This window comes from Mitsuokella apri (genome assembly GCF_047974105.1).
GTDB lineage: Bacteria > Bacillota > Negativicutes > Selenomonadales > Selenomonadaceae > Mitsuokella.
This window is the reverse complement of record NZ_JBHYRS010000002.1, coordinates 239044-252664: the sequence shown is the minus strand read 5'-3', so window position 1 is coordinate 252664 and position 13621 is coordinate 239044. Positions and strand designations below refer to the sequence as shown.

11 protein-coding genes are annotated in these 13621 nt (G+C 53.9%); all 11 read left to right on the top strand.

The features are described from left to right. Positions 1-69: 69 nt before the first annotated feature. The 11 genes from ACE419_RS04135 (at position 70) to pyrF (ending at position 13617) form a co-directional block, all read left to right on the top strand. Positions 70-267: a type II toxin-antitoxin system HicA family toxin gene (locus ACE419_RS04135; RefSeq protein WP_302610202.1), complete on the top strand. Its 198-nt coding sequence runs from the start codon at positions 70-72 to the stop codon at positions 265-267. 48 nt (positions 268-315) lie between these two features. Continuing rightward, entirely contained in the window at positions 316-747 is a 432-nt protein-coding gene (locus tag ACE419_RS04130; protein WP_435721109.1) for a type II toxin-antitoxin system HicB family antitoxin, read from the top strand. Between the two features lie 72 nt (positions 748-819). Next, positions 820-2982, top strand: a complete 2163-nt coding sequence (locus ACE419_RS04125; protein ID WP_435721108.1) for a hypothetical protein — start codon at positions 820-822, stop codon at positions 2980-2982. Further along, positions 2982-4253, top strand: a complete 1272-nt coding sequence (locus ACE419_RS04120; RefSeq protein ID WP_435721107.1) for a lecithin retinol acyltransferase family protein — start codon at positions 2982-2984, stop codon at positions 4251-4253. Before ACE419_RS04125 ends, ACE419_RS04120 begins: the two co-directional genes overlap by 1 nt. 349 nt (positions 4254-4602) lie before the next feature. Then, the gene (locus tag ACE419_RS04115; RefSeq protein WP_435721106.1) at positions 4603-5550 is read left to right on the top strand and encodes an aspartate carbamoyltransferase catalytic subunit; all 948 of its coding nucleotides are present in this window, start codon (positions 4603-4605) and stop codon (positions 5548-5550) included. Next, positions 5547-6833 (top strand): dihydroorotase, encoded by a 1287-nt coding sequence (locus ACE419_RS04110; RefSeq protein ID WP_435721105.1) that lies wholly within the window; start codon positions 5547-5549, stop codon positions 6831-6833. Before ACE419_RS04115 ends, ACE419_RS04110 begins: the two co-directional genes overlap by 4 nt. A gap of 17 nt (positions 6834-6850) precedes the next feature. Then, positions 6851-7933, top strand: coding sequence for a glutamine-hydrolyzing carbamoyl-phosphate synthase small subunit (gene carA, locus ACE419_RS04105; protein ID WP_435721104.1), 1083 nt, complete (start codon positions 6851-6853; stop codon positions 7931-7933). Between the two features lie 3 nt (positions 7934-7936). After that, complete coding sequence (carB, locus tag ACE419_RS04100) at positions 7937-11164, top strand: carbamoyl-phosphate synthase large subunit (RefSeq protein ID WP_435721103.1); 3228 nt, start codon at positions 7937-7939, stop codon at positions 11162-11164. After that, positions 11151-11918 (top strand): dihydroorotate dehydrogenase electron transfer subunit, encoded by a 768-nt coding sequence (locus tag ACE419_RS04095; RefSeq protein ID WP_435721102.1) that lies wholly within the window; start codon positions 11151-11153, stop codon positions 11916-11918. Before carB ends, ACE419_RS04095 begins: the two co-directional genes overlap by 14 nt. After that, entirely contained in the window at positions 11915-12895 is a 981-nt protein-coding gene (locus ACE419_RS04090) for a dihydroorotate dehydrogenase (protein WP_435721101.1), read from the top strand. Before ACE419_RS04095 ends, ACE419_RS04090 begins: the two co-directional genes overlap by 4 nt. Then, positions 12892-13617, top strand: coding sequence for an orotidine-5'-phosphate decarboxylase (gene pyrF, locus ACE419_RS04085; protein WP_435721100.1), 726 nt, complete (start codon positions 12892-12894; stop codon positions 13615-13617). The genes ACE419_RS04090 and pyrF overlap by 4 nt, the downstream gene beginning before the upstream one ends. Positions 13618-13621 lie beyond the last annotated feature (4 nt).

Sequence of the window (13621 nt, the reverse complement as noted above, 5' to 3'; positions counted from 1 at the left end):
TGAGGAAAACGTGTATATCTTGACACGTAATAAAATACGTATTAAAATATATTTGAAGGGAGAACATGCATGAAAGGCTATTCTTCTAGAGAGATACTTAAGATATTGAAACAGGACGGCTGGTACGAAGTTGCTTGTGTCGGAGATCATCATCAATTCAAGCATCCGACTAAGAAGGGACGTGTCACAGTCCGTCATCCAGTCAAGGACCTGAGCCTGAACGACTTGAAGAGTATCGAGAAACAGGCAGGGCTCCATTTTGAATGAGCTCGCTCTGCCTGTCACTTATTATTGCGGAGAAAAGAGGCGTTGCATATGGAAAAAAAGGAAAAGCCAGATTTTTATCGTTATATCGCGCTGCTCGATTATGAAAAGGATGGCGTGCATGTGACGTTTCCAGATTTGCCGGGCTGTGTAACGTATGGTGCGACGGAAGCAGAAGCTGTCGAGGAAGCACGCGATGTTTTGGCCCTGCATTTATGGGGTATAGAGGATGATGAGGAAATTCCGCCTGCTCCTTCGACAATCCGTGAGCTCGCAGCTGCCCATAAACTAAAGGAAAATGAGACTTTTTTCCTCGTCGATGCATTCATGCCGTCTATCCGTGAGAAAATGGCCAAGCGTTTTGTCAAGAAGACGCTGAGCATTCCGGCATGGTTGAATGCTCAGGCCGAGAACTGCGGCATCAACTTCTCACAGACTCTGCAGAAGGCTTTGAAGCAGGAACTGAATATTGCACAGCAATGAAATATGGCCGCCCCTCGGGCGGCTTTTTCTTACAATGGCAGATGTGTTATAACGATAAGGGAGTGGTCCTTTATGACTGAATTTAGCGCAGGCGGAAATGGAAGCGCAGCAGAGATGATAAATATGTTGAACGCTTTTTCCTATAACAATATAATGGCGAGGCTGAATGAGATTACGTTTGAAGCGGAAGGGCTGGAAAATCCTGCCAATGCCGCAGAAATGAATAGTCTAAGGACTCAGCAGCAGCAGCTTCTCGCACAGAAAAATAGCATGAAGGCTCAGATCAAAGCGATTGATGAAACGCTGCATGCAATTGAACAGAAAATCAATACGCTGGGTTCAGGCACTCGCAAAATCCTGGAAGCTATTAAATCGCAGCGCTGGTATTATTTTAAGAACAAGCCGAGGATCCTGATGGATAAAAATACCGGTTTGCTATGGCAGAATCCGGAATATTTTTCGTATTTTAAGGCAGAAATAAACAATCGTCATGTACCGTATTCATTAGAAGAAGCAAAAGACATTGTCAAGAACCTTAACCTGGACGGATATGCCGATTGGCATATCGTTACGATGTCGGAATTTGAGTATGTAGCGCGTGAAGGCGGATTACCTTTTTGGACGGGAGACCGCCGTCAAATTGCAGGATGGGATACAACCATCATCAACAACTATGGAAAAATTACCAGCGTATGGACGGATTGTAACTATCCAAAGGAAAATGGAGGCGGTACTCTAATCGTTTGCAATTCTCAGCTTACCAATGACGAGTATGCTGCCAATGTCTCTCAGAATAATCAGATTTATACCGAAGATGAACGTGCCCAGATGACACTTAATTTATTCGTCCAAAATGGACTTGTGCCGATTTTCCGAAATAAAGATGGCCGTATGAATGAAGAAGCCAATCGCATTTATCAGCAAATCTATATTGAGAGACCTCGGCTTTTGCAGCAGCTGCAGCAATTGGAACTTAACCAGCAGCGTGCTCAAGCTATAGGGCTGACAGCGAATTTTGACTATCGCTCTTTACTTTCGGGATATGACATTTCAGCCATCAATAGCTCGGTTATTCAGTATTATCAGGCTGTGTTTTCTATCACAGAAAAAATGCTTGGTATCCTGCAGAAATATGAGAATGAACAGCATGCGACCATGGAAGCATTTGCCCAGATTGGCCTGCAGCTCAGCAGCCGCTATACAGATCATCCACATCTGACGGAACAGGAAAATCAATTGCTGGCTGACCAGCAGCAAGTATTGGCTTCCCGACTGGAGCTGGGAATGGACACGGCCAAATCGCAGATCTTGGCCGTTCGTCAGCAGGCGCAGACTTTGGAGCAGCGTTTGAATGAAATTTCTTTCGGCTCAGATGCTATGCATGAATTGGCAGAACTAGAACAGGAGCAGCGTGCGAGTTTCGTATTCTTAGTAGAGAATATGGCGCGCATCATGAAAGAGGTTCAGCAGAAGATTGCTTTCTTTACGCAGCATCGCAGCTTTGTGACGAATATTATCGACATATATAACGCGAGAATGAATGACTATAAGCTATTTAAGACTAGTATGCATGACGATTTTGCTTCTCTTTGCCAGCAGGATGGGATAGAAGCCGATGTCTATGGGCAGTGGTATGCGAAGTGGCAGGAAAATTATTTTGCCAGCAGCCAGCGTTTCCTGCCGTTGGTAGAGTTTGCCCTGCAAGGTCATTTGCTGGAAAATACCTCAGAGACCCATACTGCAGCAGAGCAGATTTTATTCCTTTTGGGGGATTACGAAAGTGACATCAATGATTTTTATTTAAATGAACGCAAGGGAATCTACCAGCAGTATATTTTCCAAGCTGGCGGCGACTTACAGGATAAAATTGCAGCAGAGCTGGCTTTGTATCAAATCAGTGAAAAATTCCAAAAGCAGATGATGCAGATGATTTTCTCCCGTCAAAATGCAGAAGAGCGCATGTTTTTGCTGAAATGGGCCGAACCGTTTTTTACGATACAGATAGACAATATTCAGGATTTCCTGCAGGAAGGAGAACTGGCAGATGTTTCCCGGGAAACTTTGGAACGGCTGACTGCATTGAAACGGCAGAATCTTACAGCGTATCTGGCTGACAGTCAGGCATATAGTCAGGCCCTGCAGCAGCGCGATAAAGATTTCAATGCTTTACTGTTTCGCATGCGGACAGATTTGCAAAACAAAGTGAAGGACGGAAGTAAGAGAAGGGATTCATAATGAGCATTCCTATTGTGGCTGACCCTCAGCCACTGCCGGAACAGTTTCTGACAATTGAAGCACCGGAAGTATGGGTCAGTCAAAAGCCGCAGCGCGGCGACCACATCCGCGTCTCGCGTCTTAACGGACTTTACTATCATCACGGCATTTATGTAACGGATGATGAAGTCATCCACTTTACCGGCGACGATGATGACAGCGTTTTGGACTGGTCGAAAGCTCATGTTATTCGTACGGATTTGGCCAGATTCCTGGATGGCGGTACAGTGGAAATCAAAGTATACAATGAAGACGAACTTTCTGACCTTTATCCGGTGGAGGGAATCGTCAACTATGCACGTGCCTGTTTGGGGGATGCTGGTTACCATTTGGTATTCAACAACTGCGAACATTTTGCAAATGTCTGCACATTGGGCAGATATCGCAGTCGGCAGGTGGAAGACGTCTTGGGAGGAAATCTTATGAGTGTATTGGGCAGTATTTGGGATAGTATCAAAGGTGTTTTTAGCGGCAATTCTTCTTCGGGCGGTAACCGTTCGACCAGCAATTACAATTATGAACCAGATAAGGTTCGTGTGGCGGAGATTGAGCGGAATCTGAAACTGGAGATGGCCGATAAAGAACGGGAGCGCGTAGAACTGATGCGCGATGCCCAGCTGGAACTCCTGAGAGCACAGGCCATGACGCAGATCGCAATCGACGAGGCGCGTACAAAGAATATGAAAGCCTTTGCGGAGCAGCTTGCCGTATTGCAGGAGAAAATGCTGGAAGTCGCTAAGAACCGCATCGTTATCATCGAAGAGGGCTCTCTGCCGATGATTCACGAAATTGAAGCCTTTTATGAAGAAGTAGGTAATCGGATTCAGGCGAAGGGGGATGAATATACGACGAAAAAACTGCCGCAGCTCTTACACTTGCTGCAGCAGTACGAGAAGGATTCACCAGAATACGAGATCTTTGCTTCACAGATCAAGGATGACCGCGAACGCCAAAATCAGTTCATCATGACGCAGCTGCAGAAAATACAGGAACGTCAGGAGCTAGTGACTAAGAATTTTTTGGAGACAAAAGATAAAATCATTGAACAAACTGGCAGGATTACGCAGACTATTGCAGAAGAGTATCTAAAAAAGAAGGCTGCATCCCTGCTTCCAGACTATCAAAGCACAGCTATGCCAGAGCTTGCCCACAAGAAGGCAGGGGCCAAAACCTTGTTGAAAGGGCAGAAGAAAGAGCTGCTGTCAGAGGGACAAAAGAGGAAAAATCCATGAGATTATATTAGCATTCGCGGCGGTTTCCTTCCTATTATATATGGAGAAATACAGGAAATGCACGAACCTCATGAAAAAAAGTTATGACAGAATAAAAAACGCGCGTGTGCCTTGCGTTTATGGCGAAGATACGATATAATGACTACAGTCAAACAAGAGAATCATTGCCTTTTTAAGATGCGTACTGCGATACGCATAAAGGGAGCCAGATAAAGTAACGTCATAAGCTTACGTAAAGCCAGGAGCTTTCTTATGCATACGCATAGGGGAGCTCCTTTTCTAATTTTCAGGCTGAAAAGACAATGGACCATGTTAACCGGATTTTTCAAAGTATTAAGGAGTGATTGACTTGGGGAAAACAAATGTATCCTTACGGGGCAAGAACGTCCTCGGACTCGCTGATTTTTCGGCTGAGGAAATCCGTCTCGTACTTGAGACGGCCAAGGAAATGAAGAACATCATTCATCGCGACATCAAGAAAGTTCCGACACTGCGCGGCAAGTCCATTGTTACGCTGTTCTACGAGCCGAGCACGCGTACGCGTACGTCCTTCGAGCTCGCCGGCAAGTACCTCGGCGCCGATGTCGTCAACATCACGTCGGGCTCTTCGAGCATCGTCAAAGGCGAGAGCCTGCGCGATACGCTCTACACGATTGAGGCCATGGGCGTCGATGCCATCGTCATGCGCCACAAGGCAGAAGGCGCAGCCGAGTACGCTTCGCGCGTCGTGAGCCCGGTCATCATCAACGCCGGCGATGGCGCCCATGCACATCCGTCGCAGGGCCTTTTGAACCTCTTCACGATTGAGCAGCACAAAGGCCATCTCGAAGGCCTGAAGGTTGCGATTCTCGGCGATGTGCTGCACAGCCGCGTGGCCCGTTCGGATATCTACGGCATGCGCAAGATGGGCATGGAAGTGCATATTGCCGGCCCGAAGACGCTGCTGCCGCGTTTCCTCTACGAGGAGCCGGGCGTCGTCGTGCACGAGCGCATTGAAGATGCCATCAAGGACGCCGATGTCATCGAAGTCCTGCGCATCCAGCTCGAGCGCATGAAGGGCGGCCTGTTCCCGACGACGCGTGAGTACGCCCGCATCTTCGGCCTCAACAACGAACGCCTCGCACTCGCGAAAGACGATGTGCTCGTCCTGCATCCGGGCCCGATGAATAAAGGTTGGGAAATTTCGCCGTTCGTCGCATACGGTGACAATTCCGCCATTCAGGAAGAAGTACAGAACGGCGTAGCCGTCCGCATGGCACTCTTTACCTTGGTTCTGACGGGAGGAAAACAAGAATGAAAATGATCCTGAAAAACGGCCGGGTCATCAATCCGGCAGAGCATTTTGATGATATTGCTGATGTCCTCATCGAAGATGGCAAAATCAAGGCCATCGGCAAGGACCTCGCAGCGGAAGGTGCGGAAGTCTACGATGCCACGGGCAAGATTGTCACGCCGGGCCTCATCGACATGCACGTGCATTTCCGTGAGCCGGGTCAGGAAGCCAAGGAAGACTTTGAGTCGGGCTCCAAGGCAGCAGCAGCCGGCGGCTACACGACGGTCGCGACGATGCCGAACACGAAACCGGTCGTCGATACGGCAGCCATGGTGCGCAGCCTCGAAAAACGCGCCGAGGACGTTGCCAAGGTCCATATCCGCATCATCGGTGCGGTGACGAAAGGCCAGAAAGGGCAGGAGCTCGCTGAACTCGGCGACATGGTCGAAGCCGGTGCTGTTGCATTCTCCGATGACGGCCATTTCGACCCGACGGCAAAAGTCCTTCTGAATGCTTATGATTATCTCCACACGTTTGATAAAGTCATCATCAACCACGAGGAAGAACCTTCGCTCGTCGAAGAAGGCGTCATGAACGAAGGCCACCGCAGCGCAATGCTCGGCATGAAGGGCCGTCCGACGGTCGCCGAGGACATCGCCGTGGCCCGCGACATTCTGCTGGCCGAATACGCCGGTGCACGCGTACACGTTGCCCACATCAGCTCGGGCCGTTCCGTGCAGCTCGTGCGCGAGGCGAAAGCCCACGGCATCCGCGTGACGACGGAAGTCACGCCGCATCATCTGACGATGACGGATGAATGCGTCAACCTCTACGACAGCTCGACGAAGACGAATCCGCCTCTGCGCACGCAGAAAGATGTCGATGCCATGGTCGAAGGCCTCAAGGACGGCACGATTGATGCCATCGTCACGGACCATTCGCCGCATGCACAGGAAGAGAAAGACCGCGAGTACATGTACGCTCCGAGCGGTTTCCCGGGACTTGAGACGTCCATTGGTGTCCTCTTTACGGACCTCTGCAAGACAGGCAAGGTCGATATCCCGACCATCATTGAAAAAATGACGTGGGGCCCGGCCAAAGCGTTCAAGCTCGATGCCGGCACGCTGAATGTCGGCGCCAATGCCGATGTCACGGTCATTGACCCGAACCTCACGTGGACGGTCGATGCCAAGAAATTCTATACGCGCGGCAGCCATTCGCCGTTCGTCGGCCGCGAGCTCACGGGCAAGCCGGTCCTGACAATCGTCGATGGCAAGGTCGTCATGAAGGACGGCAAGGTTCTCTGATTAGTGAGGTGTTTTGAGTGAAAGGAAAATTGATCCTCGAAGACGGCAGCGTCTTCCACGGGGAACTTTTGAATAATATCAAGGCAACGGGTGAGGTTGTCTTCAATACGAGCATGGTCGGCTATCAGGAAAGCCTGACAGACCCGTCGTACTGCCGCCAGATTCTGACGCTGACGTATCCGATGGTCGGCAACTACGGCATCGCGGATATCTTCATGCAGTCGCGCAAGTCGTTTGTCAATGGCTTTGTCATCGGCGAGCTCTGCGACCACGGCAGCAACTGGCACTATGAGACGAGCCTCGCAGATTTCCTGACGAAGCAGGGCGTACCGTGCCTTTACAACGTCGATACGCGTGCCGTCACGCGCAAAATCCGCAACGCCGGCACGATGAAGGGCATCATTGTCCCCGAGGACGCTGCCCAGACGGAAATCGACGAGCTCTTTGCCGTCCCCATCAAGAAAGACGTTGTCATGGAAGTCACGACGCCGGAGACGTACACGCTCGAAAGCACGCTTGATGACCCGTCGAAGGCTCCGTTCGTCGTGGCCATGGATTTTGGCGTCAAGCAGAACATCATCAAGTCGATGCATGACCTCGGCTTTAAAGTCACGGTCGTACCGGCTCATACGACGGCCGAAGAAGTCCTCGCGATGAATCCGGACGGCGTGTTCCTGTCGAACGGCCCTGGCGACCCGGCCGATGTACCGGAAATCGTCGCTGAGGTCAAGAAGCTCATCGGCAAGAAGCCGATTTTCGGCATCTGCCTGGGCCATCAGCTCCTGGCCCTTGCCATGGGCGCCAAGACGTACAAGCTCAAGTTCGGCCATCGCGGCACGAACCAGCCGGTCAAGGACCTGCGCACGGGCAATGTCTACATCTCCTCGCAGAACCACGGCTTCGCGGTTGACGAAAAATCCCTCAAGGGACTGCCGCTGGAAGTCACGCATATCAATGTCAACGATGGTACGGTTGAAGGCATGCGCCACAAGGAGCTGCCGATTTTCTCCGTGCAGTATCATCCAGAAGCAGCGCCGGGACCGAACGATAACATGTATCTGTTCGACGAGTTCTGGGCAATGCTGAAGAAAGGGGAATGACTCGTGCCAAAGAAAGCGAATCTCAAGAAAGTAATGGTCATCGGCTCTGGCCCCATCATCATCGGTCAGGCCGCTGAATTTGACTACGCAGGCTCGCAGGCCTGCCGCGCCCTCAAGGAAGAAGGCCTCGAGGTCGTGCTCGTCAACTCGAACCCGGCGACGATCATGACGGATACGCATATCGCTGACCGCGTCTACATCGAGCCGCTGACGGTCGAATTCCTCGAAGAAATCATCTCGAAGGAACGTCCGGACGGCTTACTCGCCACCCTCGGCGGTCAGGCCGGCCTGAACCTCGCCGTACAGCTCTCGGAAAAGGGCGTTCTTGAAAAATACAACGTCGAACTCCTCGGCACGCCGCTCAAGGCCATCGAAAGAGCCGAGGACCGCGAGCTCTTCAAAGAGACGATGCAGAAGCTCGGCGAGCCAATCCCGGAAAGCACGATTGTCGAAGATGTCCCGTCGGCTGTGGCTTTTGCCAATGAAATCGGCTATCCGGTCATCGTCCGTCCGGCCTACACGATGGGCGGCACCGGCGGCGGTATTGCGGACAACGAGGAAGAACTCGTCGAAATCGTCATCAAAGGCCTGACGTACTCGATGATTGGCCAGGTCCTCATCGAGCGCAGCGTTGCCGGCTGGAAGGAAATCGAGTACGAAGTCATGCGCGATGGCCATGACAACTGCATCACCGTCTGCAACATGGAAAACTTCGACCCGGTCGGCGTCCATACGGGCGATTCCATCGTCGTTGCGCCGTCGCAGACGCTGACGGACCATGAATACCAGATGCTCCGCAGTGCATCGCTTCGCATTATCCGCGAGCTCGGCATCGAAGGCGGCTGCAACGCGCAGTATGCCCTCGACCCGAACAGCAACCGCTACTACGTCATCGAAGTCAACCCGCGTGTCAGCCGTTCGTCGGCCCTCGCTTCGAAGGCTACGGGCTATCCTATCGCGAAAGTCTCCGCAAAAATCGCCATCGGCTACACGCTCGATGAAATCACGAATGCTGTCACGCAGAAGACGAAAGCCTGCTTCGAGCCGGCCCTCGACTACTGCGTCGTCAAATTCCCGCGCTGGCCGTTTGATAAATTCGTCTACGCTGACCATACGCTCGGCACGCAGATGAAGGCCACGGGCGAGGTCATGAGCATCGACCGCCACTTTGAAGGCGCTCTCCTCAAAGCTGTCCGTTCCCTGGAAATCGGCGTACACCGCCTGCACATGGACAAGATGGACGAATGGGACGATGCCCGCGTCAAGAAGAATCTTGCCCGCATCAACGATGAACGCATCTTTGTCATCGCCGAAGCCCTGCGCCGCGGCGTGGCCACGATTGACGAAATCCACGACATCACGAAGATTGACAAGTGGTTCCTCTACAAAATCAAGAACATCACCGACCTTGAAAACAAGCTCAAGAGCGAGGCCCTGACGCCGAGCCTGATGCTTGAAGCCAAGAACATCGGCCTTGCCGACCGCTCGATTGCGGAAATCACGGGCAAGACGATGGACGAAGTCCGCACAACGCGCAAGACGATGCACATCCTGCCAAAGTACAAGATGGTCGATACGTGCGCTGCGGAGTTCGAAGCCGCTACGCCGTACTACTACTCGACGTTCCAGGCACAGGAAGATGAAGTCGAGGTCACAGATGCCCGCAAGGTCATCGTCCTCGGCTCCGGCCCCATCCGCATCGGTCAGGGCGTCGAGTTCGACTACTGCTCGGTTCATTCCGTCTGGGCGCTGCGCGAGATGGGCATCGAAGCCATCATCATCAACAACAACCCGGAGACGGTCTCGACCGACTTCGATATTTCCGACCGACTTTACTTCGAGCCGCTGACGGCCGAAGATGTTCTCAACATCATCGACAAAGAGAAGCCGGAAGGCGTCATCGTCCAGTTTGGCGGCCAGACGGCCATCAACCTCGCTGCTTCGCTGCAGAAGGCCGGCGTCAAAGTCTTCGGTACTTCCGTTGACGACATCGACCGCGCTGAGGACCGCGAGCGCTTTGATGAAGTCCTCACGCAGACGCATATTCCGCGTCCGCAGGGCATCAGCGTCACGAACCTCGACGAAGCTGTCACGGGTGCCGCGAAAATCGGCTATCCGGTCATGGTCCGCCCGTCGTACGTCCTCGGCGGCCGCGCGATGGAAATTGTCTACAACGAAGATGAGCTGCGCGACTACATGAGCCGTGCCGTCAAGGTCACGCCGGACCATCCGGTTCTCGTCGACCGCTACATGCAGGGCACGGAAGTCGAAGTCGATGGCATTTCCGATGGTGTCGATGTCGTCATCCCGGGCATCATGGAACACGTCGAGCGCGCCGGTGTCCATTCGGGCGACTCGATTGCCGTTTATCCGCCGCAGACACTGTCTTCGAAAGTCATTTACACGATTATCGACTACACGAAACGCCTCGCGCTTTCGCTGCATGTCAAGGGCCTCCTGAACATCCAGTTCGTTGTCGTCGACGGCGAGGTCTACATCATCGAGGTCAACCCGCGTTCGTCGCGTACGGTGCCGTTCCTCTCGAAAGTCACGAATGTCGACATGGTCGGCATCGCGACGCGCATTGCCATGGGCCATACGCTGAAGGAACTCGGCTACAAGTCCGGCCTCGTACCGCCGAAACCGTATGTCGCCGTCAAGGCTCCGGTCTTCTCGTTCGCGAAAATGACGGATGTCGATATCGCGCTCGGACCTGAGATGAAGTCCACGGGCGAGGTCATGGGCATTGACTATCACTATGCACGTGCCCTCTACAAGGCCATCATCGGCTCGGGCATCCATGTCCCGACGAAGGGCTGCATCCTCTTCACGGTTGCCGATAAGGATAAGGAAGAGATGAAACAGCTCGCCAAGGCTTTTGCGGAGCTCGGCTTTGAAATCGCCGCGACGGAAGGCACGGCTAAGGCCATCCAGTCGATGGGCATTGACGCCGAAGTTGTCGGCAAAGTCCACGAACGCAGCACGGATATCATCCAGATGATCAAGAACGGCAAGATCAACATGGTCATCAACACGCTGACGCAGGGCAAACACTCCGCCAAGGATGGTTTCAAGATTCGCCGCGCGACGGTCGAGCATGGCATCGCCTGCCTGACGTCCCTCGATACGGCTTGGGAAGTCCTGCGCGTGCTCTCGTTCATGCGCGAACGCCGTCTTGTCTACTCGCTGGCCATTCAGGACTATGTAGGTGGTGGTGATGACCTTGCCTAAGATTGTACGAGACGCAAAAGTCCTTGCTCAGCAGGAACTTGCCTCGCATGTTTTCTTCCTCGTCGTCGAGGCGCCGGAAATCGCGCGTCAGGCCAAGGCCGGCCAGTTTGTCCAGCTGCGCATCCTGTCGGGGGACTTCACGCTGCGCCGTCCTGTCGGCGTGGCCGCGGTCGACCCGCGCAAGGGCAGTGTGGCCTTCATCTACCGCGTCGTCGGACGCGGCACGAAGGCCCTCTCGGCCCTGATGCCCGGCGAAATGGTCAATGTCCTCGGACCTCTGGGCCACGGCTTTGCCATGAAGTACCAGCGGCCGCTGATTGTCGGCGGCGGCATGGGCCTTTCGCCGCTGCTCTACTATGCAGACGCGATGAAGGGCAGAGCCGATGTGCTCATGGGTGGCAAGACCGCCGATGAACTCTTCTGGACGAAGCTGTTTGACGACCTCACGCAGCAGATGTTCCTGACGACGGATGACGGCTCTATGGGCACGAAGGGCTTCACGACCACGGCCCTGCCGGAAATCCTCGAAACAGGGGACTACGATGTCGTCGTGACGTGCGGTCCGGAAATCATGATGCGCGGCGTGGCAAAAATTGCCAAAGAACACGGCCTGCCGTGCGAAGTATCGCTTGAAAAACGCATGGCCTGCGGCCTCGGCGCCTGCCTGTCGTGCTCGATTGACACGACGGACGGCCAGCGCAAAAAAGTCTGCAAAGACGGCCCTGTGTTCCCCGCAGAGGAGGTGTTCGCATGAGACAGCTTTATCAAGAAGATGAGATGCTCCATACGAACCTGCTCGGCCTCGAAATGAATACGCCGGTGCTGACGGCCTCGGGCACGTTCGGCTTCGGCGAGGAATTTGCCGACTTTGTCGACCTCGCCCGCCTCGGCGGTGTCATGGTCAAGGGCACGACCCTGAAGCCGCGCCGCGGCAACGACGGCGTGCGCATCACGGAAACGCCAAAGGGCATGCTGAACTGCATCGGCCTTGAAAATCCGGGCGTCGAGGTCTTCCTGAAGGAGACTTTGCCGCGCATTCAGCAGTACGGCATGAATGTTATCGTCAATATCTCGGGCAGCACGGCCGAGGAATACGGCGAGCTTGCCGGACTCCTCGATGTCGACGGCGTGGCCGCAATTGAGCTCAATGTCTCGTGTCCAAATGTCAAGGAAGGCGGCATCGTCTTCGGCACGGACCCGCAGGCTGCGGCCGCCGTCGTGCGCGAGGCCAAGGCTCATACGAAAAAGCCTGTAATTCTCAAGCTTTCGCCGAATGTGACGGATATCGTCGCGATGGCCAAAGCCGTCGAAGAGGCCGGTGCCGATGCGATTTCCCTCATTAATACACTTTTGGGCATGGAAATCGACATTCACCACTATCGTCCGGTGCTCGGCAATATCACGGGCGGGCTTTCGGGCCCGTGCGTGAAGCCGGTCGCCGTCCGCATGGTCTGGCAGGTCGCACAGGCCGTCCATATCCCGATTATCGGCATGGGCGGCATCGCGAGTGCCGAGGACGCCGTCGAGTTCTTCCTCGCCGGTGCGAGTGCCGTCGCCGTCGGCACGGCGAACTTCACGGACCCCGAAATCACGATGAAAATCTGCGATGGGCTGACGGAATATCTTAAGAAACAGGGCTTTACAAGCATCGAAGAAATTGTCGGCAAAGCCAATCCGGGATTCCTCGGATTTAATAAGACAGGTTCAGGGGAAGGAGCGAAGGCAGAATGACGATGAAAGCGGATGACCGCTTAATTGTGGCGCTTGATTTCCACACGATGGAAGATGTCAAAGCCTTAGTGGAAACGCTTGGTGAAAATGTCTCGTATTATAAGGTCGGCATGGAGCTTTTCTACAGCGTCGGCGGCGAAGTGGTCCGCTATCTGCGCGAAGAGGGCAAGCATGTCTTTTTAGACCTCAAGCTCCACGATATCCCGAATACCGTGGCGGGCGGCCTTTGCTCGCTGATGAATCTCGGCGCGGATATCCTCAATGTGCACGCGAGCGGCGGCTATACGATGATGAAGACGGCAGCCGACCGCCTGCATGCGGAGGCTGAAAAACAGGGCATTCCGTGTCCGAAGCTCATCGCGATCACGGTGCTCACGAGCATCAATCAGGAGGATTGGGACGGCGTTGGGCAGACGCTGCCGATTAAGGACGCGGTTGTGCGGCTGGCGAAGCTCGCCAAGTCCGCAGGGCTTGACGGCGTCGTCGCTTCGCCGCAGGAGGCCGCGCTGATTCGCGAGGCCTGCGGCAAGGATTTTCTGATTGTCACGCCGGGCGTGCGTCCGGCAGGCTCGGCCGTGAACGACCAGAGCCGCATTGCAACGCCGAGTGCAGCCCTCAAAAACGGCGCGAGCCACCTCGTCATCGGCCGGCCGATCCGCGCCGCCGAGGACCCGAAGGCCGCGGCCGAAGCAATCTTGAAAGAAATGGAGACGGTGAAATAATGGG